The following is a 26,355-nucleotide window of genomic DNA, read 5'->3' on the forward strand; positions in this document are numbered from 1 at the left end:
TCGCCGCACCGGGCACAGGCCCAACTACGTCCAGTACGGGAGCCCACACCCGGCACTCCCCCAGCCTCCGGCCGCAGAACGACCCCCGAGCACGCACCGGACGCCGCTGCTTTTCGGGCCAACCTTGCCTGCCGGGGCACTAGAGCAGCGACTTGTACAGGGAGTACTGCGTCGTCTCGTAACCGAGTGACTCGTAGAGCCGCTCGGCCGGGGTGTTGCCGGCGAACACGTTGAGACCGAGCACGCGTCGGCCGGCGGCGATCGCCCGGCCCTCCGCCAGGAGCATCAGCGTACGGCCGTGCCCGCGGCCGCGGTGGGCGGCGTCGGCCGCGACGTCGTAGACGTAGGCCTTGTCCTCCAGCAGGGCCACCCAGAGGGTGCCGACGGGCGTCCCCTCGTGTTCGAGGAGGCTGAAGTGCATGTCCCGCGTGGCGCGCCCCTGCGGCAGGAGCCGCTCGTGGTCGCGCCGCGACCTCTCGTACGCCTCCGCCTCGGGTACGCCCCGTTCCATCCACACGCGCGCGTAGTGCTCGGACTCGTGGGCGAACCACGCCTCGTACTCGGCCTCGGTCATGGACCGGCCCCGGCTGCCTTCGGGCAGGGCGGGCGGGGTGTCGCCGAGCAGTTTCTCCATGCCGCGGTTGCGCAGGACGTAGCCGAGTGCCTCGACGAGCCGCAGGGCGGCCTCGGCGCCGGCCGGCACGCCCACCTCGATCTCCCGGCATCCCCAGCCGCGCGCCACCTCCTCCGCGGCCAGCGCGGCCACCGTGCCCCGGCCCCGGCGACGGTCCGGTTCCTCGATCCGCAGACCGACGATGCGGGCCACCCTGTCGCCGAAGCCCGGTGAGGTGCCGAGATGGAGGGTGCCGACGGGTCGGCTGTTCACGCACACCTGGAAGCGGCGTGAACGCGTGCCATCGTCGTTGCGCTGAAGCGGCTCGGTCGGCCGCAGAGTTGTGGTCATCAGGGGTGTTGTACCCGCCGACGACGTCCAAGTCTGCTCATTTTTTTCGGGCCTTCATGTTCTTGCGGGCTCTTACGGATCTTGGTCGTGGCCCGACCGCTCGTCGAAGACCCGCATGGCCTTGGCGGTCACCGGGCCCGCCGCGCCCGGCAGTTCGCGGTCGTCGACGCGGTGCACGGCCTGGATGTCCCGCAGCGAGGAGGTGAGGAAGACCTCGTCCGCGCGCTGCAGGACGTCGAGCGGCAGGTCGGTCTCCCTGGCGCCGGTCCACTCGACCGCCAATGCGCGCGTGATGCCCGCGAGGCAGCCGGAGGTGACCGGCGGGGTGTGGAGCTCGCCGTCGAGGACGACGAAGACGTTCGAGCCGGTGCCCTCGCAGAGTTGCCCGACGGTGTTCGCGAACAGGGCTTCCGACGCGCCTTGTTCGTGGGCGCGGGCGAGGGCGACGACGTTCTCGGCGTACGAGGTCGTCTTCAGGCCGGTGAGCGCGCCGCGTTCGTTGCGGGTCCACGGGACCGTGATCACAGCCGTGGAGAAGGGGCGGCGGGTGGTCTCGCCGAGGGCGACGACGAGGGTGGGGCCGTGCTCGCCGCGGTCGGAACCGAGGGGGCCGTGGCCGCCTGTGTAGGTGATGCGCAGCCGGCCGAGGGGCATCGGGTTGGCTTCGAGGACGGCGGCGCAGGCGCGGCGGACCTCGTCGTGGTCGGGATCGGGCAGGCCGAGGCCGCGCGCGGAGCGGGTCAGCCGGTCGAGGTGCCGGGTGAGCGCGAACGGCCTTCCGTCCACCGCCTTCACCGTCTCGAAGATGCCGTCGCCCACGGTCAGTCCGTGGTCGAAGACGGAGACGCGGGCGGACTCGATGTCCTGCAGCCCGCCGTCGAGCCAAAGCTTCACTGGTCGCTACCTCGCAAGTCCGTACCGGGTGCCTCGCACCGGCCTGGGGTCCGGGGGCTGTGGTCCTCCGGGCCGTCACAGCGCGTCTGCTGTCCCTCTCCACTCGTCTCGTACGTCCCCGACGCTACCGCGAGGAGCCGGGCCGCCTTCAGCTCGGTCTCCCGCCACTCCGCCTCGGGATCGGAGCCCCAGGTGATGCCGGCACCCGTCCCGAAGCGCAGGACACCTTCCGCGCGGTCGATCCAGAAGGTGCGGATGCCGACGGCCAGCTCGCCGGTTCCGCGGTCCGCGTCGACCCAGCCGATGCCGCCGCAGTACGGGCCGCGGGGCACCGTCTCGAGGTGGTCGATGATCCGCAGGGCGCTGGACTTGGGAGCACCCGTGACCGAACCGGGCGGAAAGGCCGCGTCGAGCAGCTCGGGCCAGCCGACGTCCGCGCGCAGCTCGCCGCGGACCGTCGACACGAGGTGGACGAGCCCCGGATGCTTCTCGACCGCGCACAGGTCGGGGACGCTCACGCTGCCGGTGGCGCAGACCCGTCCGATGTCGTTGCGGACCAGGTCCACGATCATCACGTTCTCGGCGTAGTCCTTCTCCAGGAGGTCCGCCTCGGTGCGCCCGGTGCCCTTGATCGGCCCGGACTCGATGACGCGGCCGTCGCGCCGGAGGAAGAGCTCGGGCGAGGCCGTCGCCGTCTCGACCCCGTGCTCCGGCAGCCGGATCGTTCCTGCATACGGTGCCGGGTTGCCGCGGGCCAGCAGGGCGGTCAGGGCGTCCACGTCGGCGTCGGGCGCGACGGGCGCGGCCAGCACCCGGCAGAGGTTCGCCTGGTAGACCTCGCCGGCCGCGATGTGCTCGCGGATCTTGAGCACACCGGCCGTGTACGCGGCGTGGTCGAGTGAGGACGTCCAGTCACCGACCACGGGCCCCCGCCATCGTCCCGGTACCGGCGCGGGCACGGGCTCCTCACGTACGTCCCTGAAGCGGGCGCAGGTCAGCCGGCCCTCGAAGTCCGCCACGACGGCCCAGAAGCCGGTGGATTCGAGGGCCGCGGGATCGCCTGTGACATCCATGAGTCCGGTGGCGACGCGATCACCGAAGCGGGCGAGAGGAGGCAGGTGGAGCACACAGTCGAGTCTAGGGCGGGTGTCGTGAAGGTGGCCCGGCCATGCCACTCCGGGGACCCCGGCCACGTCCGTGAGCAGGTGCAGCGCAGCACGCTGCGCAAACGCGTTTTTGTGCTGGCCCCGGAATCCGCTAGAGTTCAACTCGTCGCCGGGACGCGAGAGCGGTCCGAAACGACAAGCGGACGTAGCTCAGTTGGTAGAGCGCAACCTTGCCAAGGTTGAGGTCGCGAGTTCGAACCTCGTCGTCCGCTCGCAGGAAAAAGGGGATCTTCCCGACCCCTAGCACTCCTGGTGGAGTGGCCGAGAGGCGAGGCAACGGCCTGCAAAGCCGTCTACACGGGTTCAAATCCCGTCTCCACCTCCAAGGACGATTAGCTCAGCGGGAGAGCGCTTCCCTGACACGGAAGAGGTCACTGGTTCAATCCCAGTATCGTCCACTGGAGCCGCAAGGCTTCGACCCGCGCGATTAGCTCAGCGGGAGAGCGCTTCCCTGACACGGAAGAGGTCACTGGTTCAATCCCAGTATCGCGCACGCTGTAGATCATGTGGATCACGCAGTACATGCAGTCCCGAGGACGATTAGCTCAGCGGGAGAGCGCTTCCCTGACACGGAAGAGGTCACTGGTTCAATCCCAGTATCGTCCACACACCCAAAGCCCCCGGCCCTGCTGCCGGGGGCTTCTGCGTGGCTCGGACCGGTGGTTGCGGTCAGCTGGAGAACAGCATGTGGCCGAAGCTCTTGTGGCGGTGGTGACCGCCGTGGTGTCCGCCGTAGTGGCCGCCGTGACCGCCGTGCTGGGCGCCCCAGGCGGGCGCGGGCGGGGCCGGGTACGCCTGTGGGGCGCCCGGCGGCGGTGCCGGCTGGGACCACTGCGACTCCACGCGGGTCAGCGCCTCCAGCTCGCCGTAGTCGAGAAAGATCCCGCGGCAGCCGCTGCACTGCTCGATCTGGATACCGTTGCGGTTGTACGTGTGCATCGGCGCATGGCACTTCGGACACTGCATGGTCGGCTCAACTCCTCGCCGGTCGGACCTGCTTCGCGTTACGCCAGGACAGACACTGTCCGGCTGCGGTCGGTTGCACCTTACTTCGCGAATCCCGGGGTCAACTCCGGCGGGAGAGAAGTCATTCGGGCACATGCGTCGATCACGGACACTTCGACCTCGTCCAGTGAGCGGTCCTCCACGACCGTTTTCGCGATCGCTCGGGCTGCCGTCTGCACCGTGAGGGCGCGGGCCGGGACGTCCAGGGCGAGCCAGGGGTCGCCGTCGGCGGGGACGGCCGGGCCGCCGGCCGCGCGGTAGGCGGTCAGGAAGCGGGTCCACTCGTCGGGCGGGAGAAGCCCGCAGGCGTACCAGGCGGCCGGGCGGGCCAGGTCCCAGGCGGGGACGCCGGTGCCGAGGTCGTCCACGTCGATCAGCAGCCAGGGGCCGTCGGGGGTGGGGTGGCGGACGAGCTGGCCCAGGTGGAGGTCGCCGTGGCACAGCGTGGTGGTATCCGGCATGGAGGTCTCGGCCCTGGCCCAGGCGGGGAGGGTGGCCCAGGCCCGCAGGACGGGTGCCGTGGCGGGGTGGATGGGGGCTGTTGTTCCGAGCCGGGCGACGGCTCGGGCGGCCTTTGCCGGGCCTCGCATGGGGGGCAGTGGGGTGGGGGGCGGAGTGCGATGGAGGCGGGCGAGGAGGGTGGCGGCGGATTCCCAGGGGGCGGCGTCGGGGGTGTCCGGGTCGACGGGGGTGCCGTAGGGCCAGAACGTGACGAGGCGGCCGTGCAGGTCGACGGGCGTCGGGGTGAGTGGGGGCAGGAGGATGCCGGGGAGGTGGGTGGCGGTGGTGAGGCGGGGGGTGAGGTCGCTGAGGGCGGTGTCCGGGGCGTGGGCCTTGGCGACGGTGTCGGCATGGCGGACGACGGTGGCGTCGGGGCGGTCGGCGAGTGTGGTCGCGCCGCAGGGGCAGGGGGCGGTGCGTGTGTGGGCCTTGGCCTTGGCTCGGGCGGTGAGGGCGGCGAGCAAGGGGGTGGCGGTCACGGGGCTCCCTGGGGCGGTGCGGGTCTGTCGTGAGGGTACGGGGGGGGAGGGCGGCGGGGTCTTGGGCGCCCGGCGCTGCAGCGGGACAGGGCGGGTTTCGCCCCTGCCGGCCCCAACCGTCCCATCGCCAGGGGTGCTGCCCCTTCGACCCGGCGGAGACCGATTCTCCTGCACCCCTCCCGGGGCTCCGCCCCGGACCCCGATCGGCCTGAACGGCCTCGTCCTCAAACGCCGGACGGGCTGAAAGACACCGGCCCACGCCCAGAAAGTGGGAACTCGGGACGGAACATCCTCGCCCGCAAACGCCGGACAGACTGAAAGACACCGACCCACACCCAGAAGCGCCCGCCCCCGCAGGCAAGTGGGAACTCGGGATGAAGCGTCCTCGTCGGTTGGAATGTTCTGGTCCACAGACGCCGGACCGGCCGGCGTGTGCGGACAGGGTTCGGGAAGGTGATCGCGTTTTCGACTGTGTGCGGGCAAAGCAATGCCGGCGCAGCTCCCCAGCTGCGCCGGCATTTTTGCCGTCCGCCGCACCCCCGTCCCCACGGGGTTTCATGGGTGGATGTCCCCGCCCGGACCGCTCTTCCGGGCCTGGGGTCGCCGCTCAGCGCCCCAGCATCACACCCACGGACGACGCCTGTGTAGCCACTGTCTCCCAGCCGTCGAAGACGAAGAAGAGCAGGGCCGCCAGGGGAAGGGCCATGAGTGTCGCCACCAGCGGGTGGCGACGGCCTGTTCGGCGGCGGAGTGTGTTTCTCTCCTGGGTGCGGATCAGTGTCCGCGGTGCCGTTAGGGCCATGGTCCCTCTCCTGACCGTTCTCAGTTGTCCTTGGCAGCGGCGGGTGTCTGACCTCGGGGGACGAGTGCTGCACCCGCCGCTTGACCTCAAATCTAGGCGTCCGGCGCTTGTCGCACGTCATGCCCTCGTACCGATTGCCGGGCCTCCCGGAGGATGAGCCATGACCAGGGGAGTACTCCCCTGGGTGGAGACGTGGACCTAGGTCTCAGGGTCTTCCCGGAGGGGACGCGCGGAGTGTCCGGGCCTTTCTGAGCTGTCCTCCCGGGGTATCGGCTGCTCGACCAGGGCCAGCACTCGGTTCGCCATGAAGCGGGCCGTGCGGACCACGGAGCCATTGCGGGTGACTTCGCTCACTTCCACGACACCTCGGCGTACCGCTGTCTCCACCCGGCGGCCCGCTCTGCTCGCCACCACCTCGTATGTGCGGGTCGTGTCCCCCGCATCCACGACTATTTCCACGCGATCACCCTTCACGTGTTCAATCCCCCTTCTGCGATGGGTGGTTGGGGTCATGGACCGACCGAAATCCGCCTGCTCACCGGCTCCCTGACCACTCTTCAAGTCTCCCACCCGGCACTGACAATCCATCGGGCCGAGAGGGCGCGGCCTCTGCGCGTGGGCGGCCGTGGAAACGTAAGCTGTGCCACGTCACACGGACCGGGCAGCGGGGATGAACATGGCGATGATGCGCCTGAGGCGCGAGGACCCGCGCGTCGTCGGCTCGTTCAGGCTTCACCGACGGCTCGGCGCGGGCGGGATGGGCGTCGTGTACCTGGGCTCCGACAAGAAGGGGCAGCGGGTCGCGCTGAAGGTCATCCGGCCGGATCTGGCGGAGGACCAGGAGTTCCGGTCTCGGTTCGCGCGCGAGGTCTCGGCTGCGCGACGGATCAGGGGCGGCTGTACGGCCCGGCTGGTCGCGGCCGATCTCGATGCGGACCGGCCCTGGTTCGCCACCCAGTACGTGCCCGGGCCCTCGCTGCACGACAAGGTGGCCGACGGGGGAGCCCTGAGCGCGGCCGACGTCGCGGCCGTCGGTGCCGCCCTGTCGGAGGGGCTCGTCGCCGTGCACGAGGCGGGCGTCGTGCACCGGGATCTCAAACCGTCCAACATCCTGCTGTCCCCGAAGGGGCCGCGGATCATCGACTTCGGTATCGCCTGGGCCACCGGGGCGTCCACGCTGACACACGTCGGTACGGCCGTCGGCTCCCCCGGCTTCCTCGCACCGGAGCAGGTGCGCGGTGCCGCCGTCACCCCGGCCACGGATGTGTTCTCGCTGGGGGCGACCCTGGCGTACGCGGCGATGGCCGATTCACCCTTCGGACATGGCAGTTCCGAGGTGATGCTCTACCGCGTCGTCCACGAAGAGGCGCAGCTGCACGGTGTGCCGGACGCGCTGGCCCCGCTCGTGCGGGCGTGTCTGGCGAAGGATCCCGAGGAGCGGCCCAGCACGCTGCAACTGTCACTGCGGCTCAAGGAGATCGCCGCCCGGGAGACACAGGGACTCCCCGACCCGCGTCCGCCCGCGCCCCGCTCGGCTGAGGCCGACCGGCCCACGGGGCGGCTCGCCGACACCTACCCGGAGCAGCAGCGCGAACAGCGCCGGCCCCCGGGCCCGCACGGGACTCCGCCGCCGCGGGGTGCCTCCGCCGGGCCACGCGGGTCCTCGCCGGTCCGGGGCGGGGCTGCTCCCTCGCGGGGCGGAAGCGCCTCCCGCAGTGGTCCGGCAGCGTCCCAGCGCTCTGGGTCACGGCCGACGCCTGCCTCGCGGCACACGACACGCTCGGGCAGCGGGAGCCGGCCCGCGCCGCGCAGCGGTACCGGTCGTCCGGGGCCCAGGACCACGGGGACGGGGCGCAGGCCGGCCAATCCTCGGCTGCTGCGGCAACGGCTGTTCGTCTTCGTCGTCGTCACACTGCTCGTGGCTCTCGGCATCGCCGCCGCCCAGGGCTGTCAGGGGCCGGCGCGGGGGCTGGGCGGTGACGCCGATGTCGTACGGCAGCAGCACCATGAGCAGCTCGGGGAGCCGGGCCGCGTCACGGGCTGACGGTGGGGTGGGGCGTCACAGGTCCGGCAGGATTCGTACGAAGAACTCCCGGTCGCCGTCGAAGACCGGGGTGAGGGCCAGAAACTCCTCCGGGGTGACCCAGCGAGCCTCGGCGACCTCCACGCGGTCGGGGACGATCTCTCCGCTGTCCGCGTCCGCCGTCCACCAGTGGAGGCGGAAGTGACCGTCGTCGGTCTCCGACTCCCAGACCTTCGCGCCCGGGGAGACGGTGAGGCCCACCTCCTCCATGACCTCGCGGACCAGGGCCTGTTCCTGGGTCTCCCCCGGTTCGACCTTGCCGCTGAGAGGCTGCCAGTACCCGGGACGGGAGACGGTGGGGCCGCGTCGGACGGCGAGCACCCGGCCGGCCCGGCGCAGCACGGCGACGATCGCCTCCCGCTGAGCCATGGTCATCCCTGCGGGCGGCCGGTGGCCACCGCGTAGAAGGCGACCGCGGCTGCCGCGCCCACGTTGAGGGAGTCGACGCCGTGGGACATCGGGATGCGGACCCATTCGTCGGCGGCGACCAGGGCCTGGGTGGACAGGCCGTCGCCCTCGGCGCCGAGCATCAGGGCGACGCGGTCCATCCTGTGCGGCGCGGCCTCGTCGAGGGACCTGGCCTTCTCGTCGGGGGTGAGGGCGAGGAGCGTGAAACCTGCCTCGCGGACCGAGTCCAGGCCCTTGGGCCAGGTGTCGAGTCGGGCGTAGGGGACGGAGAAGACCGCGCCCATGGAGACCTTGACGCTGCGGCGGTAGAGGGGGTCCGCGCAGTCCGGGGAGAGGAGCACCGCGTCCATGCCGAGGGCCGCGGCGGAGCGGAAGATGGCGCCGATGTTGGTGTGGTCGTTGACCGACTCCATGACCACCACCCGGTGGGTCGTCTGGAGGAGGTCGGCGGCCGTCGGCAGGGGTTTGCGCTGCATGGAGGCGAGCGCGCCGCGGTGCACGTGGTAGCCGGTGACCTGCTCCGCCAGGTCGGGGCTGACCGCGTACACGGGGGCCGGGAGTTCGTCGATGACGTCGCGCATGACGTCCACCCACTTCGCGGACAGCAGCATCGAGCGCATCTCGTACCCGGCGTCCTTCGCCCGGCGGATGACCTTCTCGCCCTCGGCGATGAACAGGCCCTCCGCCGGTTCGCGCTTGCGGCGCAACTCGACGTCGGTCAGGCCCGTGTAGTCGCGCAGGCGGGGGTCGTCGGGATCCTCAACGGTGATGAGATCGGCCACAGGGGTGATACTGCCTTGTCCTGGGTGCGGTGCCAACGGCTGGGAACGGGTTGTGTTACCCGGGGTTACGCGGATGCCCGCGGGCCTACGGTGACGACCTCGCCGATGACGATGACCGACGGGGCCTTCACCTCGTGCGTACGGACCGCCTCGGCGACGGTGGCGAGGGTGGCGTCGACGCGGCGCTGGGCTGCCGTGGTGCCCTCCTGGATCACGGCGACCGGGGTGTCGGCGGACTTGCCGTGGGCGACGAGGGTCTCGGCGACCTTCCCGATCGTGCCGACGCCCATGAGGATCACGAGCGTGCCGGTCAGCCGGGCGAGGGCGGGCCAGTCGACCAGGGAGCGCTCGTCGTCGGGGGCGATGTGCCCGCTGACCACCGTGAACTCGTGGGCGACTCCCCGGTGGGTGACCGGGATGCCGGCGGCGCCCGGCACCGAGATCGAGCTGGAGATGCCGGGAACGACGGTGCACGGGACACCGGCCTCGGCGAGCGCCTGGACCTCTTCCATACCGCGGCCGTAGACGAACGGGTCGCCGCCCTTCAGCCGTACGACCGACTTGCCCTGCTTGGCGTGTTCGATCAGCGCGTTGTTGATGGCCTCCTGGGCCATGAAGCGGCCGTACGGCAGCTTCGCCGCGTCGATCACCTCGACGCTCGCGGGCAGTTCTGCCAGCAGGTCGCGGGGGCCCAGGTGGTCGGTGATGACCACATCGGCCTCGGCGAGGAGACGGCGGCCGCGGACCGTGATCAGGTCCGGGTCGCCGGGGCCGCCGCCGACGAGGGCGACGCCGGGGGTGCGGGTGCGGTGGTGGGGGGCGACGAGGGTGCCGTCACGCAGGCCCTCGACGACCGCGTCGCGGATGGCGGCGGTGTGGCGGGGGTCGCGGCCGCCGGCCCGGCTGGTGAGGACGGCGACCGTGACACCTTCGCTGGTGCCCGTGGCCGGGGTCCAGGCGGTGGCGGCGTCGGCGTCGTCGGACCGGACGCACCAGACCCGGTGCCGCTCGGCCTCTGCGGAGGCCGCGGCGTTGGCCTCCGCGTCGCTGGTGGCGATCAGGGCGTACCAGGCGGCCGACAGGTCGCCGTCGGCGTACGCCCGCCGCTGCCAGGTGATCTCGCCCGCGTCCGCCATGGCCTCGACGGAGGGTGTCACCTCCGGGGAGACGAGGAGGACGTCCGCGCCCGCTGCGATCAGTGCCGGGAGGCGGCGCTGGGCGACCTGGCCGCCGCCGAGCACGACCACGGTGCGGCCGGTGAGGCGGAGGCCTACGGGGTAGGCGGGGTTTTCGGCCATGAGGTGCGGCTCCTCGTGCTGGCAATGCGATGGGCGCTACGGCTCTGGAGCAGCCCTGACGTGCGGGATTCTAGAGGCGGGTTCAGATTACGGGCCGGGGTGGGGTGCACTCGGGAGCGCGTGCACCCACCCCGGTTCGGGGTCACTTCTCGGTGACGCCCGCCGAGTCGAACGTCGCGACCTCGTGCATGGCCCTGGCCGTACTCTGCACGAGCGGGAGGGCCAGGAGGGCGCCGGTGCCCTCGCCGAGACGGAGGTCGAGGTCGACCAGGGGGCGCAGGCCGAGCTTGTTCAGCGCCGCCACATGGCCCGGTTCGGCGCTGCGGTGGCCCGCGATGCAGGCCGCGAGGACCTCGGGGGCGATCGCGCGGGCCACCAGGGCGGCGGCGCCGGCGCTGACGCCGTCCAGGATCACCGGCGTACGCAGGGAGGCGCCGCCGAGGAGCAGGCCGACCAACGCGGCGTGTTCGAAGCCGCCGATCGCGGCGAGCACGCCGATCGGGTCGGCCGGGTCGGGCTGGTGGACCTCGATCGCGCGGCGGACGACCTCGGTCTTGCGGGCCAGGGTCTCGTCGTTGATGCCGGTGCCGCGGCCGGTCACGTCGGCCGGGTCGGTGTCCGTGAAGACCGAGATCAGGGCGGCGGACGCCGTGGTGTTCGCGATGCCCATCTCACCGGTCAGCAGCGCCTTGTTGCCGGCCGCCACCAGGTCGCGGGCGGTCTCGATGCCGACCTCGATGGCCTGCTTGGCCTCCTCACGGGTCATCGCGGGACCGGTCGTCATGTCGGAGGTGCCCGCGCGGACCTTGCGGGGCAGCAGACCGGGGGTTGCGGGGAGGTCGGCGGCCACGCCCACGTCCACGACGCAGACCTCGGCGCCCACCTGGCCCGCGAAGGCGTTGCAGACCGCTCCGCCGCCGAGGAAGTTGGCCACCATCTGGGCGGTGACCTCCTGCGGCCAGGGGGTCACGCCCTGGGCGTGCACACCGTGGTCGCCCGCGAAGATCGCGACGGCCGCGGGCTCCGGGATCGGCGGCGGGCACTGCCGGGACAGGCCGGACAGCTGGGCGGAGATGATCTCCAGCATGCCGAGCGAGCCGGGCGGCTTCGTCATCCGCTTCTGCCGCTCCCATGCCTCGCCGAGCGCCTTGGCGTCCAGCGGGCGGATCTGGGCGACGGTCTCGGCGAGCAGGTCATGCGGCTCCTCGCCGGGCAGGGCACGGCGGCCGTACGTCTCCTCGTGCACGACCCACGACAGCGGGCGGCGCTTGGACCAGCCGGCCTGCATCAGCTCGGGCTCGTCCGGGAACTCGTCGACGTACCCGACGCACAGGTAGGCGATGACCTCCAGGTGCTCGGGCAGCCCCAGCGCGCGGACCATCTCCCGCTCGTCGAAGAAGCTGACCCAGCCGACGCCGAGGCCCTCGGCGCGGGCGGCGAGCCAGAGGTTCTCGACCGCGAGCGCGGCGGAGTAGGGCGCCATCTGGGGCTGCGTGTGACGGCCCAGCGTGTGGCGCCCGCCGCGGGTCGGGTCGGCGGTGACGACGATGTTCACCGGAGTGTCGAGGATGGCCTCGATCTTCAGTTCCTTGAACTGCTTGGCCCGGCCCTTGGGGAGGGACTTGGCGTACGCGTCGCGCTGCCGCATGGCCAGTTCGTGCATGCCGCGCCGGGTGTCGGCGGAGCGGATGACGACGAAGTCCCAGGGCTGCGAGTGCCCCACGGACGGGGCGGTGTGCGCGGCCTCCAGGACACGGAGCAGCACCTCGTGCGGGATGGGGTCGCTGCGGAAGCCGTTGCGGATGTCGCGTCGTTCCCGCATGACCTTGAGGACGGCCTCGCGCTCGGCGTCGTCGTAGGCGGGCGCGGCCGGGCCGGTGGACTGTCGTACGTCTTCCACTGCGGCCCTGCTCTCCTCTTCCTGGTCGGCGGCCCTGGTGTCCAGGTCCTCCGCGTGCTGTACGAGTTCGGAGTCGCCGTCGCGCGGAGCGGGCACCGTGACGACCGGCTCCGGCGCCTGCTCGTCCGCCGCGGGGAGGACGAGGGCGTGCGGTGGGGTCGGGGCGAGGTGCGGGGTGGTCGGCACGGAGCCCTCGACGGGGACGAACTGGCCGACCTGCTCGGCGGGTTGGTGCTCCGCGGGGCCCGCGGCGGGCGGCTGGGGGTCCGCGGCGAATGGCGGCAGGGTGTCCGCGCCGGGGCCGGACCCGGCAGCCGGGTCGGCTGCCACGGCGTCGATGGGGAGCGCGGGCGAGGCCTCGGCGGAGGCCGCGGCCGTCTCGGGCACGAGCGCGTCTTCGGGGTTCGCCCGGTCCGCCGGGGATCCCGCGTCGGCCGGTTGGGCTGCGGCCGGGGCGAGGAGTGCGGGAGACGATTCGGGGGTGGCCTGGTCGGCGGCGGCCGGCTGTGCGGCGGCGTCCGTGGCGGGCAACGGTACGTCGTGCGTGGGCTGTGCCGGGTGCGGGCTCTGGTCCTGGGGCGCGGGCGCGTCCACGGGCTGGAGCGACGGCTCGGGCGCGACGGTGGCGGCGGCGGTGTCTACGGCCGGTGCCGCGGAGGCGTCCGTGGGCTGCGCGGGTACAGCCGTATCGGCCGTCTGGGCAGTCTCTACGTCGGCAGCCTGAAGGGGCTCCTCGGCTGTGCCGGCCTGGGCAGGGTCGGGGACAACGGGCTGACCTGCGTCGAGGGCGGTGGCCTCGGCAGGCTGACCGGCATCCGGCACCGGCACCGGCGCCATCGCCTGAGGGCCTTGGGGGGTCTCGGTCGCAGCGGGCTCGGGGAGCGGAGCGGCCTCAAGGAGCGGAACGGTTGTGGGGAGCTGACCGGCCTCAGGCGCGAACTCCTCGGGCGCGACCTGCTCGGGGAGCGGGCCGTTGCCGGGCGCGGTCACGTTCGGCAGCTGACCGTCCCCGGGTGCGGCCGCGTCGACGAACTGCGCGCCCTCGGGGGCTACGGTCCCGGCAACCTGTCCGTCCTCGGGCTCGGGCGCCTCGGTGACGGGCCGCACGTCCTCAGGCGCGACGGCGTCAGCGGCCGGCGCACCGTCGGAGGCGGCACTCTCCGCGAGTGGCGTGGTCTCAGCCACGGGCACCTCTTCCGCAGCGGCCGGAGCGGGCGGAGTCGCGACGGCGTGTGTCGCTTCCGGGAACTGACCGGCCTCCGGCGCAGGCACCGCTCCAGGAGCCGGCTCGGCCTCCGGCGCAGCCCCGGCTTCCGCTGCCGGCGCAGCCTCCGAACCGGGCACGGCCGCCTCGGCGTACCCGTCCTCCGCGGCGGCTCCGGCGCCGGGCGCCAGACCGGTCTCCGCGACAGCACCGACCACGTCGGCCGGACCGGGGTCCGAAACAGCCGAGGGAACAGGAGCTTGGTCCGCGTCCGAAGCGGCCGCCATCGGGGCAAGGGTTCCAACCTCCCCGCCGCCCTCGGGCAGACCGTCGGTCCCGCTCTCGGCAGCAGGCCCGGACGGAGCGCCGAACCCGCCCTCCACGACGAAACCTCCCGGAGCGACGTCAGCGGCCCCGGGGTCGGCACCGGCGAGTTCGGCGCCCTCGACGGGCGACACCCCCGCCGGAATCTGCCCGGCCTCCGGGTCGTACGTCGCGCCAAGGGCCTCCGCCGCGTACGTGGCCTCGCCGTTCTGCGCGGTCTGCGCGGCGTGAACGGGCTCGCCGTCGTGCTGCTGCGGGGCGGTGTCCATCGCGGCCGGGGCCATGACGGCGTGGGCCGCGACGACCGGTTCCGGGGTCGGCTCCGGCACGGGAACAACCGTTTCGGCAGCGGGTGCCTCGATGCCGACCGGGGTCTGCACGGCGGCCAATGCCTGGGCGCCCCACGGGACCGCGCCCTGCGGGGGCATCTCGTGGAGTTGGGGGGCGTCGAAGTACTCGGGGCCGGTGGTGGGCGGGCCCGGCTGCCGGACCGGTGCGCCCGCGGGGCCGCGGTCGGCGAGGGAGCGCACCGGGCTCGCCGAGGCGTCCGGGATGGGCGGACCGAGGTGCAGCGGACGGCGCGGCGGGACCGACGTCGGAGGCAGCGTGGGATTGGGCAGGCGGACGCCGGAGAGGTCGACCGAACCGCTGTCGCGGCCGGCTGTCTCGTGCGGGCCCGGCTCGTGGACGGTCTCGACGACCGGTTCCGGCGCGGGCGGGGCGACCTCGTTGCCCCAGGGGCTCTGGGCGCCCGGCAGGAGCAACAGGTCTTCGTCCTCGGCGGTGGTCTCGGAGAGGTAGGTGTACGCACCGTGCGCGGGGACGCCCGGCTGCTCCACCATGCCTGCGCTCTCCGGCAGTCCCTCGCCCGGGACCTGGCCGGTGTCGGTCATGCGTACCCCTCGCCCATCGGTTAGTGCTTCTACGTCCAGCTCACCGGGAACGGCGCACCGACCGCCCCCGCAGTGAAGAACGAGCGTGCATGCCCAGCGGCACGAACGACCCGCCCGTAAAAGGCGACAAAGCCATTCAGTGGCATTGTCCCGGCCGTTCCACCGTCACGACAGCTTGATCCGCGACGGCTCGCTGTGGACTGCGCCACGTTGCGCGTCCCCCGGTTCTGCCGTACCACACCCACCCCAAAAGGGGCGTGCTTTCCGGACATTGACGAACGAAGTGCCGGGCCACAGGTGCAGTGCAACGATCGGCCAGCCTACCGCGAGCGGTACGACCAGCGGATCACCGGTACGGCAGAAAACAGGATCACTGGGACGGCGTGGGGGTCACAACACGCGCTCCGGGAGCACTCCCGCCCGCCACCCGGCCGCCTGCCCTCAGCGAGGGCCTTCGCGCCGCACCAGTTCCCCTGTGAGCAGGAACACCACACTGCGCTCCGTCTCCGTCCAGGCCCTGGTGTCGAGTTCGACGGACTGGAGCAGCGCGCACTCGACCCGGTAGCCGTGCTCCGTCAGGTCCCGGCCGACGAGTTCGGCCGCGTCGCGGGTGGCGGCATGCGTGACGATGCGCTGCGGGCGGCGGTCGGCGACCGCGGAGACCACGGCCGCTCCCCCGCCGCCGACGCGTACGACGTCCGGTTCGGGGAGGTTCTCCAGTACGTGCGGGGCGAGGCCGCGGATGATCTGCAGCTGGACGCCGAACCGGCGGGCGGCGGCATCCGCGCGGGTGCAGGCCGTGAGGTCCCGGTCGACGGCGATCACGGCGGCGCCGGCCCGTGCGGCCTCGGTGGCGAAGGCGCCGCTGCCGCAGCCGATGTCCCACACGAGGTCGCCGACGCGCGGTCCGAGGCGGGCGAGTTGGGCCGCGCGGAGCAGGTCCGTCTCGCCCTCGCCGAGCGGTCCGTCGTAGGCCTGGGCGGGTTGTGTCCAGCCGCGGGGTCCGGCTCCCGGGTCCCGTCCGGCGAGCCAGCCGCCGGCCTCGCCCGAGACGTTCGGACCCGCGGGTCCGCCGATGACGATGACGACGTTCGGGTCGCGCCAGATGTGGTCGGGGGCCTTGTCGGAGGTGACGACGGTGACCTGTTCGCGTTCGGTGCCGAGCTCCTCGCAGATGACGAAGGTGCGGTGGACGCCCTCCAGGAGCAGGCCGAGTTCGGCGGGCCCGGCGCCCGGGGAGGTGAGAACGGCGACTTTGGTGTGGGCGCGGCACACGTTCACCGCGCGTCGCAGGGTGCGGCGGTGTGCGACAACCACCTGGGCGTCGTCCCAGGGCATCCCGGCGCGTGCGAAGGCCGCGGCCACGGACGAGACGGCCGGGACGACCTCGACCTCAAGGCCGAACTCGGGTGCGCGCACGGTCCGTACGACGCCGAAGAACCCGGGGTCGCCGTCGGCGAGCACAACTGCGGTGCCACGGTGGCCGGCGATGCGACGGGCGGCGAGGGCGACGCTGCCGAGGCGGACGCGCTCGGCGGTCGGCGGCACCTCGGGAAGCGTCAGGTGGTGGGGAGCACCGGCCACCAGGGTGGCGGCGCTCAGCGCGGAGCGGGCCGCGGCGGTCAGCGGCGAGCCGTCCCAGCCGATCACCGTGACGCGGTCGGCCATCGTCGTCAGTCTCCAGAGGTTTTGCGCAGTTCTCGGGGCAACCCGGGCGGGCTCCGTGAGGGTACCTGGTGGACGGTGCCGCCACTGCGGCGGCGCAGTTCCCCTCATGCCCCCAGTGTTCAGTTCCAGTCGGTGAAGGAGGTGAAACCGCCGGTGTCGGCCAGTTGTTCACTGCCCCCGGCCAGGTCCTCGGGCAGCAGGCTCCAGAGGATGACGTCGGTACGCACGTCGGTCCACTCCCCGTCCCCGGACCTGGCGCGCGCTATCCACGCGTTGCGCAGGACACCCTCGCTGATACAGCCCATCTTCTGGGCCACCTGCTGGGAGGCGGTGTTGTCGGCGGCGGTGCGCAGTTCCATCCGTTCGAACTTCTGGTCGTGGAACAGCCATTGCGCGGTGGCGAGGGCCGCTTCGGTGGCGTAGCCCTCACCGCGGGCCCAGGGGGCGATGACGTAGGCGATCTCGCTGGCGCGCACGCGCCAGTCGGTGTTCTGCAGGTGCATCATTCCGACCAGCCGCTGGGTGAGGAACTCGGTGACGGCGAAGACGACGCCACGGCCCTCGGCGCGTTCGGCCGGGGCGAGTTCGGTGATCCAGTTGCGGGCGTCGGCCTCGGTGTAGGGCTGCGGGACACTCGTCCAGGCGCCGACCTGCTCGTCGTTCATCATCTCGGCCAGTGCGGGCACGTCGTCCTCGTCGAGGGGACGCAGCACCAACCGCTCCGTGCTGATGGAGATGTTGGGGAAGGTGCCAGCCATGCGCCGCTCCGTAACCTCTGGAAAATGTTCAGGCCTGCTGAACTGCCCAGCATGCAGCATGAAACCACCGAACCGCACCACGGGGTCCACACCTGGTGAGCGAGTGGACCCCGTGCGTGGCGATACGCCGTATACGCCCCGTCGGCACAGAGTGACCCGGCCCTGCGGCCGGTCCGGCAACCGGTTCAGAAGGACGGCACGACCGAGCCCTGCTACGTGTCCTCGATGAACTTCTTCACCTCGGGCGAGGTGAGGAGCCCCAGCCGGCGCGCGGCTGGGGTTTCTCAAGGCGGTGCGTATCGCTCAGCGGGTGGAGTCGCCTGCGTCGTGGACGCCCCGCCTGCGCGTTGGCGGCCCGCCGCGTCGCGGTCACCGTGGATCGGGCGAGTCAGTGCTGCAGGGTGAGCAGGCCCGGACGGTGGGGCAGCTTCTCGCAGGGGGTGGTGTCCCCAGGTGCGCTGGGGGTCCTGCCCTGGTAGAGGAGCTGCAGGTTGCGGGGGTCGACGGTCATGGTCTGGCTGGCCCAGGTCACTTCGCGCCTTCCTTCAGCAGTACGGGCTCCTGGCCCAGCACGTCGATCTGCAGGCCCTGTTCACGCAGGAATCCGATCGGCACGACGTTGTCCTCGTAGGGGCCGGGCAGTTCGATGCGCATCCGGCCGACCTGGAGGCCGCCGACGGTGTCGATGGCCGCACCGAGGATCGAGATGTCGATGTTGTAGGTGCGCGAGAGCTGGGAGATCACGGGCTGGGTGGCGGTCTCGCCCTGGAAGGTGACATCGACGACGGTGCGGTCCTCGCCCGAGGCGTCGCCGCTCACCGGGAAGAGGGCGGAGGCCAGCTCGGAACCGGGTGTCGCGAGCAGTTCGCTCACCGTCCCCGACTCGACGATGCGGCCGTTCTCCATCAGGGCGGCCGAGTCGCAGATCGACTTCACGACGTCCATCTCGTGGGTGATGAGCAGAACTGTCAGGCCCAGCTGCCGGTTCAGGTCGCGCAGCAGCTGGAGGACGGAGCGGGTGGTCTCCGTGTCGAGGGCGCCGGTGGCCTCGTCGGACAGGAGGACCTTGGGGTCGCCGGCCAGGGCGCGGGCGATGCCGACGCGCTGCTTCTGACCGCCGGAGAGCTGGGCGGGGTAGGTCCCGGCCTTGTCGGCGAGCCCGACGAGGTCCAGCAGCTCCAGCGCCTTGCGGGAGCGCTCCTTGCCGGACATGCCGAGGATTTCGAGCGGCAGCTCGACGGTGTCCTGGACCGTCCGCGAGGACAGCAGGTTGAAGTTCTGGACGACCATGCCGATACGGCTGCGCGCCTGCCGCAGCTCCTTGCCGGCGCGCGGGCCGCGGCCGGCCAGGGCGGTGAGGTCCTGCCCGGCGACGGTCACCGTGCCGGCGGTGGGGCGCTCCAGCAGGTTGACGCAGCGGATGAGCGAGGACTTGCCGGCACCGGACCGGCCGATGACGCCGTACACCTCGCCTTCGCGGACGTGCAGATCCACGCCGTCGAGGGCGGTGACCTCACGGGCGCGCGAGCGGTAGACCTTGGTCAGGCCCGTTGTGGTGATCACTGGGGTTTCCGTCACTGTCGAGTGCGCGGGCGCGGGTGTGCCCGGGCACGGGTGCATTCGGTCGGAACGCGGCGCGGTTCTCGTGCGGTGGCAGAGCGGCCGGGGGGCCATACGCGCGGGCGGCGGCGATCACGTACGGGATGTCATTCCGTACGGGCAGCCGCGGCGGCTCGCTTCGGGGCGCGAGGCTCAGGTCGTGCTGGGGCCCTCTAGAAGGCGCACATTCGACACGCACAACGGGCACCGGGCGTCATGGTCGCCTCGGTCGCAAGGATGCGGCTGCTCGTCGTGGTCATGCGATCAGTAAAACAGAAGTACGGTCCCGGCAATCCGCCGCTGTCCGCATGCTGGACAGCGGCGGACACGATTCAGGCGCGGACGGAGATCTCCACACCCTGGTCGCCGACCCGCACGGACAGCGCGGAGAGGTCCTTCACCACGAGATCGGCGTCGAGTTCATGGGCCTTGTGCGTTGTGGCCAGGGCCACGGTGGTCATGCCGGCGGCGCGGCCCGCCTGGAGTCCGGCCGGGGCGTCCTCGAAGACGACACAGTGCGCGGGGTCGACGCCGAGTACGCGGGCGGCGAGGAGGTAGGGCTCGGGGTCGGGCTTGCCGCGGGTGATGTCGTCGGCGGCGACGAGGGTCTTGGGCCGGATGCCGACGGCGTCGAGGCGGGCCTCGGCGAGGCGGCGGGTGGCGGAGGTGACGACGGCCCAGCGCTCGGCGGGCAGCGCGTCCAGGAGGCCCCTGGTGCCGGGCAGCAGGTGGACGCCCCCGGCCGGCACGTCCTCCACCTCCAGCAGCTCGATCCGCGCGACGGCCTCCGGCACGACGTCTGCGGGCAGCAGGTCGGCGGCTATCTCCGCGGCCGGCCGCCCGTGCAGTTCGACGCGTCCGAACTCCTCGGCGGTGACGCCGTACTCCGCCGCCCACCGCGTCCAGCAGCGGTCCACGGAGTCGAGGGAGGAGACGAGGGTCCCGTCGTTGTCGAACAGAAGGGCTTGTGCATGGATCGTCATGGTCCAGACCCTACGGGGGCCGCCGGGGACGGCCGGGCCGGGCTCGGGCGTCAGCCAGGGGCGGGCGCAACAGGTCGTTTGGACCGTATTAAGGTCGCTGCATGCTCAATGCCCTGACGCTGGTGACCGGTGTCGCCGCGCTGCTGCTGGCCGCCTGGTGCGGCTGGGCCGCCTACCGCGACCAGCCGACGAAGGACTGGCACTTCATCGGCATGGCCATGGTGTCGCTGCTGGCCACGGTGCAGCTGGTGATCGGCATCGTGCAGCTGGCGCGGGGCGAGAAGGCGGATCAGGGCACGACGATCTTCGTGGCGTATCTGATCGGCGCCTTCGCCTGTGTCCCGGCGGCGGGGTTCATGTCGCTGGCGGAGCGCACGCGCTGGGGATCGGTGACGGTCGCCGCCGGCGGTGTGGTGCTGGCCGTGCTCGAGGTGCGGCTCTATGACATCTGGGGAGGGTGAGATGACCACCGCGGAACAGAAGCCGAAGCGGCTCATCAGCGGGCCCGGCATGCTGCTCGTCTGGTTCTACGGCGTGATGGTCGTCGGCGCGGTGTCGCGTTCCGTCTACCAGATCGCCACCGAGTTCGACCGGGCGCCGCTGGCCTACTCCCTGTCGGCGGTGGCGGGTGTCGTGTACGGATTCATCACGTACTCCCTGGTCCGCGGCGGCGAGCGGGCCCGCAGGGCGGCGCAGGTGTGCTGCGCCGCCGAACTCGCGGGTGTACTGATCGTCGGCACGTGGACCCTGGTCGATCCGTCGGCCTTCCCGGACGCGACGGTCTGGTCTGACTACGGCATGGGGTACGTCTTCATCCCCGTACTGCTGCCGCTGTCCGCGCTGTACTGGCTCCGCAGGAACCGCTCCGTCACGCAGTAGCCACGTACGCCCGCGCCGGCTTCTCCAGGACGACCATCGGTACCCCGTCCTGACCCTGGGACGTACCCACGGCCTGGTAGCCGACGCGGCGGTACAGCCGCAGGTTGCCCTCACTGCGGTGGCCGGCCTCTAGGCGGAACCGGGTGGCGCCGCCCTGCTCGGCGAGGGCGGACTCGGCCGCGCGCAGCAGCCGGGCGCCGATGCCGTGGCCCTGGAGGCGGGGGTGGACGCAGAGCTTGCCGATGGCGGCGGAGCCGTCCTCGGTGACCCGGCCGCGCACCGAGCCGACGACTTCTTCGCCGAGCCGCGCCACGAAGACGCAGTCCGCGACCACCTCCTCACGGACCGAGTCGAGGCTCTGGACGAGCGGGTCGATGCGGTAGTTCCCGTACAGCGCCGCCTCGCTCTGGAAGCACAGATACTGGAGCTTGAAGATCTGCTCTGCATCCTGCTCGGTCGCCACCGAGATGGTCACGCTCATGCCCATGTGCGCACGCCTCCCGCTCACCTGATCGCCGGTCGTAAACACTCCTATCCCCGTGCTCGATGCGTCGCAACCTCCGGCGGGAGCAAACGCCGCAGACATCCCAGGCATCTGGAACGTTCCGGGCCGAGACTGCCCTGTGAGATACCCAACTCCCCCGCGATTTCCCGGTATGTCAGGTCTTTCGGGGAGAGCAGGGCCTCCAGCAGACGGGGGCAGCGGCCGGGCAGTCGGCGGACCGCGTCGCGCAGGGCCCGGCGGCGGGCCGCGGCGAGGGCCAGGTGCTCGGGGCCGCTGTCGACGTCGCCGACGGGCTCGATGTCGTACGGCCGCTCGATGCGGCTCGTACGGCGGGTGCGGCGCGCCTCGGAACGTACGGCGCTGCGCAGCCAGCGATGCGGGTCGAGCGGCGGGCCGGCCACCTCCAGATGTTCCAGGAGGCGCAGCCAGACCGCCTGTTCCAGGTCGCCCGGCTCGGCGCCGGAGGCATGTGCCTCCGCGGAGGCCTCGGCGGTGAGCAGGGGGCGCAGGGCGGCAACCAGGTCGTGCGTCATATGCAGCACGACGCGGCCGCCCGGCGCCGGGTTGCCCCGGACGGCCGGCTGTCACCCCAACCGGGGCCGGACGCTCAGCTGTTGACGAATGAAGCGCGGGCGAGCACCGCGGTGTCCGCGTTGTCGGAGAAGACGCCGTCGATGCCGGTCGCGAAGTACGTCCTGAAGGCGCCGAAGGCGTCGCCGTAGGCGTCCGCGTCGGTGCCCTTGCGGTACTCGGCCGGCAGGAAGGGGTTCTCATTGCGCATCGTGTACGGGTGCAGGATCAGGCCGACCTTGTGCGCGTCGGAGACGAGGGTGGTCCTCTTGTCGAGGCTGCCGTCCGCCTTCTTCGTGATGACCAGGTCGAGGGTCGGGCCGAGGCCCTGCGCGTAGCCGGCGATCTCCCTGAGGCCCTTCGGGGTGATCAGGTCGGCGACGGTGCGCGGGTCGCCCGCCTCGACGAAGTCCCACGGCCGGGAGTCGGCGGTGGACAGCAGCACGACGAGGGGGTTGTCGACCAGCGTGTTCAGGCGCTGGATGCTGCTCGGCTCGAACGACTGCAGGATGACCGGCGAGTTCCGCTTGTCCTTGCCGTGCTTGTGCAGCAGCTTGGCGACCCGCTCCTCCAGGCCCAGGCCGAGCTTGCGGAAGTACGTGGGGTGCTTGGTCTCGGGGTAGATCCAGACCTGCTTGCCGCGCTTGCGGGTCTGCTCGTCCTGCCACTTCAGGACTTCCTCGAAGGTGGGGATCTCCCAGCGGCCGTTGTAGAGGGTGTTGTGCGGGCGGTTGGCCGGGATGCGCTCGATCGCGCGCAGCGTCTTCAGCTCGGCGAGCGTGAAGTCCTCGGTGAACCAGCCGGTGGTGGAGACACCGTCGAGCACCTTGGTGGTCCTGCGGCCGGCGAACTCGGGGTGGTCGGCGACGTTCGTCGTCCCGCCGATCTCCGGCTCGTGCCGGCAGACCAGATGGCCGTCCTTGGTGGGCACAAGGTCGCCGGCCTCGACGATGTCGGCGCCGAGGTCGAGGGCCAGGTTGTAGGAGCCGAAGGTGTGCTCGGGCCGGTAACCGCTGGCGCCGCGGTGACCGATGATCGTCGGCTTGGGCAGGCTCTTCAGCCCGCCGCCCCCGTGCCGGCCGGCCTCGGCGGCTCTCGCGGTACCGGACAGGCCGAGTACGGCTCCGCTCGCGCCCAGGACCGCCGCGCCGAGAAGCGCTCGTCGTCCGGTGATGCCTGTCTGCTCGTTCTCCTGCGTTCCCATGAGCGCCTCCCCTGACGTCGTCTCGATCTCTTCTTTCCGCGCGCCGATCGTAGGGTCGTGAACATGGCGCAAGGGAGACCCCGGCTGGAACACGCGGGTGACTCGTGATGTCACATGGGAACGAATGTCTGACGGCCCGTCGGCATCGGCGCCTCGGGGCGGGGTAACCGGTCGGTGTCGGCCGTTTCGGGGAGTTCCCCACCGGACGGAAGCGACGTCCGTCACATCATTGCGGGCCTGTTACCGCCCTGCACCGGGGTGTCACCGCAGGTGAACCTACGTCAACAGTGCGTAAGACATGGGTGAACCCGATGTGCATGACCCCGGGAACCGCGAGTATCGTCCTCACCTGCACATACTCGTATCGAATCCCTTGACACCGGAGGGCCCGTTGTCCCGCTTCGTGCTCATCAAGGCAGTGCTCGGACCGATCATGCGCCTGATGTTCCGCCCACGGGTGGAGGGTGCGGAGCACATCCCTGGCGACGGTCCGGTCATCCTGGCCGGCAACCATCTGACCTTCATCGACTCGATGATCCTGCCTCTGGTCTGCGACCGTCAGGTCGTCTTCATCGGCAAGGACGAGTACGTCACCGGCAAGAGCTTCAAGGGCCGCCTGATGGCCTGGTTCTTCACGGGCGTCGGCATGATCCCGGTGGACCGCGACGGCGGCCGCGGCGGTGTCGCCGCGCTGATGACCGGCCGCCGGGTGCTGGAGGAGGGCCAGGTCTTCGGGATCTACCCGGAGGGCACGCGCTCCCCCGACGGCCGCCTCTACCGCGGCCGCACCGGCATCGCCCGGCTCACCCTGATGACGGGGGCACCGGTCGTTCCCTTCGCGATGATCGGAACGGACAAGCTGCAGCCGGGCGGGGCGGGGATGCCCCGGCCCGGGCGGGTCACCGTCCGCTTCGGTGAGGCGATGGAGTTCTCGCGCTACGACGGCATGGGCCGGGACCGGTACGTGCTGCGTGCCGTGACCGACTCCGTGATGACTGAGGTCATGCGGTTGTCCGGGCAGGAGTACGTGGACATGTACGCGACCAAGGCCAAGGCTGCCTGAGCCGACGGGTTTCCCGGAGCCGTACGCGCCTGCGAGGGTGCGTACGGCTCTTTTGTGGCGCGAAGACGTGAAGGCGCGGCGACAGGGACGGTGGGCTCGTCGTTCCCGCGCCACCGACCGTTTGGCTCTCCACGCGGGTGATCGGGTCACCGGGTGAAGCCGTGGTTCCTCTCGGAGGGCTGGTGCCCCGGCGCACTAGGAGTACTGCGAGCACTCGGAATGCCGAGCGTCGGTGGCGGACCCGGCCACGATCGTCGACGGCTGCGAGGAGTTCCCGTCCAGTCGCTGGCCGCGCAGCAGGAACCATGCCGCCGCCGCTGTCGCCAGCAGGACCGCCGCGCCGACGCCCGTCGCGAGGGCCAGGCCGTGGACGAAGGCCTCCCGGGCCGATGTAAGGAGTTGCTGCGCCGTGTCCGACGGGAGGTGTTTCGCCGCCTCCACCGCGCCCCCCAGTGACTCGTGTGCTCCTGACGGGGTCCCGGCCGGGGCGGCGAAGCCCCGGTAGACGCCCGTCACGATCGAGCCGAGAACCGCGATTCCGAGGGCCGCGCCCAGTTCGTACGCCGTTTCCGAGACCGCTGAGGCGGCGCCCGCCTGCTCCTTCGGTACGGAGGAGAGGATGACGTCGGCCGTCACCGTGAAGGAGAAGCCGGCGCCGATGCCGACGAAGAGCAGGGCGGTGCCGAGCAGGGGGTAGCCCGTCGAAGGGTCGAGCACGGTGAGGGCGGCCAGGGCGAGACCGATCGCCGCGAGGCCGCCCGTGACGACCGCGCGGACCGAGAAGCGGCGCGCGGCGCGGCCCGCGAGCAGGCCCGCCGCCACCGCGCCGACCGCTGCGGGCAGTTCGGCGAGACCCGCCTCGAACGGGCGTCGACCCTGGACGAGTTGCAGGTACTGGGAGAGGAAGAAGACCAGGCCGGACAGGCCGAGGATGGTCAGCAGGTCGGCCAGGACCGCCGCACTGAAGCCGCGGTTGCCAAACAGGCGCATGTCCAGCAGCGGGGTGGGGAGCGTGAGTTGGCGGCGCACGAACCCGTACAGGGCGGCCGCGCCGGCCAGGCCCGCACCGAGGGCACTCCCCGAGAAGCCGTGCGTCGCCGCTTCCTTGACCGCGTACACGATGGCGATCACGCCGACCAGGGACAGGACGACACTGATCAGGTCCCAGGGGCCGGGGTCCGGGTTCTTCGACTCCGGCAGGAGCTTGGCGCCGACCAGCACCAGGACCGCCATCACCGGCAGGTTGATCAGGAAGACCGAGCCCCACCAGAAGTGTTCGAGGAGGAAACCGCCGGCTATGGGACCGATCGCCGTACCCGCGGAGGCCGTCGCGCCCCAGATGCCCACGGCCAGACTGCGCTCGCGCGGGTCGTGGAAGAGGTTGCGGATCAGCGCGAGGGTGGCGGGCATGAGGGTCGCGCCCGCGACGCCGAGCAGGGCGCGGGCCAGGATCATCAACTCGGGTGTCGTCGCATAGGCGTTGAGCACGGATATCGCGCCGAAGGCCGTGGCGCCGCCGAGCAGGATCCGCTTGCGGCCGATGCGGTCGCCGAGGCTGCCCATCGACACCAGCAGGCCCGCGATGACGAAGGAGTAGACGTCGCCGATCCACAGGAGCTGGGTGCCGGAGGGCTTCAGGTCCTCGCTGATGTAGGGGGTCGCGAGACCGAGGACGGTCGCGTCGACGGCCACCAGCAGCACGGCGAGCACGAGGACGGACAGCGCGAGCCAGCGGCCCGGGCGCTTCACCGCCTCGGTCGTGGTCGCCGGCCGCAGGGTGCTGGTCATGATTCCTCTCTCCGTGAGGTGTCCTGGCGCAGTGCGCCGCCGAGCAGCAGCTCGACGATCATGTGGGTGAAGTCCTTGGGGGCGACGCGGCCTTCCGACACGGCCCAGGCGCCGGAGGCCAGCAGGCCGTACAGCGCCTCGGTGAGCCAGGCCGGGGTGAGGTCGATTCGGAACTCGCCTGCCGTCTGACCGCGCCGGAACAGGGCCGCGATGCGGTCGTCGATCCTGGTCCAGCCCGCGTTCTGAATCCCGCTCTCGAACAGCTGGTTCTCGGTGTAGAGGAAGGCGAGGAGCGCGGCGGACGCTTCGACCGCCCGCACCAGACGCCGTACGCCTTCGCTCGCCGGCCCGTCCTCCAGGCGCGCCGCATCCAGCGCCGCCTCGCACTCCGCGATGCCGAGCGACTCCAGCGCCCGTACGAGCGCGTCGCGTCCGGCGAAGTGACGGTGCAGCGTGGCCCGGCTGATTCCGGCCGCCCTGGCGACCTCGTCCATCGTCGCGGTGGACTTCCTGGTCAGCAGGGCCGCGGCGGTGCGGAGTACATGGTCACGGTCGACAGCCATGAGACAAGAATAGCCCATCCGAGACACTGCTGTCTCATAATGGGCATGCATGACTCAGCACCGCAGGTCGTG

At 71.6% G+C, this 26,355-nt stretch carries 24 protein-coding genes, 5 tRNA genes and 1 pseudogene; 9 read left to right on the forward strand and 21 right to left on the reverse strand.

The window, feature by feature from the left end:
• Positions 1 to 139 precede the first annotated feature (139 nt).
• From OOK07_RS07460 to OOK07_RS07470, 3 genes are all read right to left on the reverse strand, one after another.
• The gene (locus OOK07_RS07460; protein ID WP_266795625.1) at positions 140 to 964 is read right to left on the reverse strand and encodes a GNAT family N-acetyltransferase; all 825 of its coding nucleotides are present in this window, start codon (positions 962 to 964) and stop codon (positions 140 to 142) included.
• A gap of 72 nt (positions 965 to 1,036) precedes the next feature.
• Positions 1,037 to 1,858 carry an aminotransferase class IV gene (locus OOK07_RS07465; protein WP_266795626.1) on the reverse strand — a complete coding sequence of 274 codons (822 nt, stop codon included), beginning with the start codon at positions 1,856 to 1,858 and terminating at the stop codon, positions 1,037 to 1,039.
• Positions 1,855 to 2,985, reverse strand: a complete 1,131-nt coding sequence (locus tag OOK07_RS07470) for a chorismate-binding protein (protein WP_266795627.1) — start codon at positions 2,983 to 2,985, stop codon at positions 1,855 to 1,857. Before OOK07_RS07470 ends, OOK07_RS07465 begins: the two co-directional genes overlap by 4 nt.
• A 178-nt stretch (positions 2,986 to 3,163) precedes the next feature.
• Between OOK07_RS07470 and OOK07_RS07475 the strand changes: the two genes are divergently transcribed.
• From OOK07_RS07475 to OOK07_RS07495, 5 genes are all read left to right on the forward strand, one after another.
• Positions 3,164 to 3,236: transfer RNA gene (locus OOK07_RS07475), tRNA-Gly, on the forward strand.
• A gap of 39 nt (positions 3,237 to 3,275) precedes the next feature.
• Positions 3,276 to 3,349: transfer RNA gene (locus OOK07_RS07480), tRNA-Cys, on the forward strand.
• 1 nt (position 3,350) lies between these two features.
• Positions 3,351 to 3,422, forward strand: a tRNA-Val gene (locus tag OOK07_RS07485).
• Between the two features lie 23 nt (positions 3,423 to 3,445).
• A tRNA-Val gene (locus tag OOK07_RS07490) sits at positions 3,446 to 3,517 on the forward strand.
• Positions 3,518 to 3,558: 41 nt separating this feature from the next.
• Positions 3,559 to 3,630: transfer RNA gene (locus tag OOK07_RS07495), tRNA-Val, on the forward strand.
• Between the two features lie 63 nt (positions 3,631 to 3,693).
• Here OOK07_RS07495 and OOK07_RS07500 read toward each other — a convergent pair.
• The 4 genes from OOK07_RS07500 to OOK07_RS07515 form a co-directional block, all read right to left on the reverse strand.
• Entirely contained in the window at positions 3,694 to 3,990 is a 297-nt protein-coding gene (locus OOK07_RS07500) for a TFIIB-type zinc ribbon-containing protein (protein WP_266795629.1), read from the reverse strand.
• Positions 3,991 to 4,070: 80 nt separating this feature from the next.
• Positions 4,071 to 5,009, reverse strand: a complete 939-nt coding sequence (locus OOK07_RS07505; RefSeq protein WP_266795630.1) for a phosphotransferase family protein — start codon at positions 5,007 to 5,009, stop codon at positions 4,071 to 4,073.
• Positions 5,010 to 5,616: 607 nt separating this feature from the next.
• On the reverse strand, positions 5,617 to 5,811 hold the full coding sequence (locus OOK07_RS07510) for a hypothetical protein (protein ID WP_266678093.1): 195 nt from the start codon (positions 5,809 to 5,811) through the stop codon (positions 5,617 to 5,619).
• Positions 5,812 to 6,009: 198 nt separating this feature from the next.
• Positions 6,010 to 6,285, reverse strand: coding sequence for a DUF8836 family protein (locus OOK07_RS07515; protein ID WP_266678095.1), 276 nt, complete (start codon positions 6,283 to 6,285; stop codon positions 6,010 to 6,012).
• Between the two features lie 196 nt (positions 6,286 to 6,481).
• Between OOK07_RS07515 and OOK07_RS07520 the strand changes: the two genes are divergently transcribed.
• Entirely contained in the window at positions 6,482 to 7,855 is a 1,374-nt protein-coding gene (locus tag OOK07_RS07520; RefSeq protein WP_266683391.1) for a serine/threonine-protein kinase, read from the forward strand.
• A 15-nt stretch (positions 7,856 to 7,870) separates the two neighbouring features.
• On the opposite strand, the gene OOK07_RS07525 is transcribed toward OOK07_RS07520, so the two are convergent.
• The 9 genes and pseudogenes from OOK07_RS07525 to OOK07_RS07565 form a co-directional block, all read right to left on the reverse strand.
• Complete coding sequence (locus OOK07_RS07525) at positions 7,871 to 8,263, reverse strand: NUDIX domain-containing protein (RefSeq protein ID WP_266795631.1); 393 nt, start codon at positions 8,261 to 8,263, stop codon at positions 7,871 to 7,873.
• 2 nt (positions 8,264 to 8,265) lie between these two features.
• A complete protein-coding gene (locus tag OOK07_RS07530) occupies positions 8,266 to 9,084 on the reverse strand; it encodes a TrmH family RNA methyltransferase (protein WP_266678099.1) in 819 nt (272 codons plus the stop codon).
• A gap of 65 nt (positions 9,085 to 9,149) precedes the next feature.
• Positions 9,150 to 10,382 (reverse strand): uroporphyrinogen-III C-methyltransferase, encoded by a 1,233-nt coding sequence (gene cobA, locus OOK07_RS07535; RefSeq protein ID WP_266678101.1) that lies wholly within the window; start codon positions 10,380 to 10,382, stop codon positions 9,150 to 9,152.
• Positions 10,383 to 10,524: 142 nt separating this feature from the next.
• Complete coding sequence (gene cobT, locus OOK07_RS07540; protein ID WP_266795632.1) at positions 10,525 to 14,703, reverse strand: nicotinate-nucleotide--dimethylbenzimidazole phosphoribosyltransferase; 4,179 nt, start codon at positions 14,701 to 14,703, stop codon at positions 10,525 to 10,527.
• A 441-nt stretch (positions 14,704 to 15,144) separates the two neighbouring features.
• Positions 15,145 to 16,371 carry a precorrin-6y C5,15-methyltransferase (decarboxylating) subunit CbiE gene (gene cbiE, locus OOK07_RS07545; protein ID WP_266678105.1) on the reverse strand — a complete coding sequence of 409 codons (1,227 nt, stop codon included), beginning with the start codon at positions 16,369 to 16,371 and terminating at the stop codon, positions 15,145 to 15,147.
• A 119-nt stretch (positions 16,372 to 16,490) separates the two neighbouring features.
• Positions 16,491 to 17,129: a GNAT family N-acetyltransferase gene (locus OOK07_RS07550; protein ID WP_266678106.1), complete on the reverse strand. Its 639-nt coding sequence runs from the start codon at positions 17,127 to 17,129 to the stop codon at positions 16,491 to 16,493.
• Positions 17,130 to 17,517: 388 nt separating this feature from the next.
• A pseudogene (locus tag OOK07_RS07555) lies at positions 17,518 to 17,658 on the reverse strand (non-reducing end alpha-L-arabinofuranosidase family hydrolase); the annotation flags it as partial.
• Positions 17,658 to 18,692, reverse strand: a complete 1,035-nt coding sequence (locus OOK07_RS07560) for a methionine ABC transporter ATP-binding protein (RefSeq protein ID WP_266795633.1) — start codon at positions 18,690 to 18,692, stop codon at positions 17,658 to 17,660. The pseudogene OOK07_RS07555 and the gene OOK07_RS07560, both read right to left, overlap by 1 nt.
• A 368-nt stretch (positions 18,693 to 19,060) precedes the next feature.
• Entirely contained in the window at positions 19,061 to 19,711 is a 651-nt protein-coding gene (locus OOK07_RS07565; protein WP_266678112.1) for an HAD family hydrolase, read from the reverse strand.
• Positions 19,712 to 19,812: 101 nt separating this feature from the next.
• On the opposite strand from OOK07_RS07565, the gene OOK07_RS07570 reads away from it, so the two are divergent.
• Together OOK07_RS07570 and OOK07_RS07575 are read left to right on the forward strand one after the other, a co-directional pair.
• Complete coding sequence (locus tag OOK07_RS07570; protein WP_266795634.1) at positions 19,813 to 20,172, forward strand: hypothetical protein; 360 nt, start codon at positions 19,813 to 19,815, stop codon at positions 20,170 to 20,172.
• Between the two features lies 1 nt (position 20,173).
• Complete coding sequence (locus tag OOK07_RS07575) at positions 20,174 to 20,590, forward strand: hypothetical protein (protein ID WP_266678116.1); 417 nt, start codon at positions 20,174 to 20,176, stop codon at positions 20,588 to 20,590.
• Here OOK07_RS07575 and OOK07_RS07580 read toward each other — a convergent pair.
• The 3 genes from OOK07_RS07580 to OOK07_RS07590 form a co-directional block, all read right to left on the reverse strand.
• Positions 20,580 to 21,077, reverse strand: coding sequence for a GNAT family N-acetyltransferase (locus OOK07_RS07580; protein WP_266678118.1), 498 nt, complete (start codon positions 21,075 to 21,077; stop codon positions 20,580 to 20,582). The genes OOK07_RS07575 and OOK07_RS07580 overlap by 11 nt on opposite strands.
• 44 nt (positions 21,078 to 21,121) lie before the next feature.
• A complete protein-coding gene (locus OOK07_RS07585) occupies positions 21,122 to 21,628 on the reverse strand; it encodes a sigma-70 family RNA polymerase sigma factor (RefSeq protein WP_266795635.1) in 507 nt (168 codons plus the stop codon).
• Between the two features lie 74 nt (positions 21,629 to 21,702).
• Complete coding sequence (locus OOK07_RS07590; protein WP_266678122.1) at positions 21,703 to 22,869, reverse strand: glycerophosphodiester phosphodiesterase; 1,167 nt, start codon at positions 22,867 to 22,869, stop codon at positions 21,703 to 21,705.
• 391 nt (positions 22,870 to 23,260) lie between these two features.
• On the opposite strand from OOK07_RS07590, the gene OOK07_RS07595 reads away from it, so the two are divergent.
• The gene (locus OOK07_RS07595) at positions 23,261 to 23,932 is read left to right on the forward strand and encodes a lysophospholipid acyltransferase family protein (protein ID WP_266678124.1); all 672 of its coding nucleotides are present in this window, start codon (positions 23,261 to 23,263) and stop codon (positions 23,930 to 23,932) included.
• Positions 23,933 to 24,127: 195 nt separating this feature from the next.
• Here the strand turns inward: OOK07_RS07595 and OOK07_RS07600 are convergent, their stop codons facing one another.
• Entirely contained in the window at positions 24,128 to 25,720 is a 1,593-nt protein-coding gene (locus OOK07_RS07600; RefSeq protein WP_266795636.1) for an MFS transporter, read from the reverse strand.
• Positions 25,717 to 26,283, reverse strand: a complete 567-nt coding sequence (locus OOK07_RS07605; protein ID WP_266678128.1) for a TetR/AcrR family transcriptional regulator — start codon at positions 26,281 to 26,283, stop codon at positions 25,717 to 25,719. The genes OOK07_RS07600 and OOK07_RS07605 overlap by 4 nt, the downstream gene beginning before the upstream one ends.
• Between the last annotated feature and the right edge of the window lie 72 nt (positions 26,284 to 26,355).

This window comes from Streptomyces sp. NBC_00078 (assembly GCF_026343335.1).
In the GTDB taxonomy this organism is placed as follows: Bacteria; Actinomycetota; Actinomycetes; order Streptomycetales; family Streptomycetaceae; genus Streptomyces.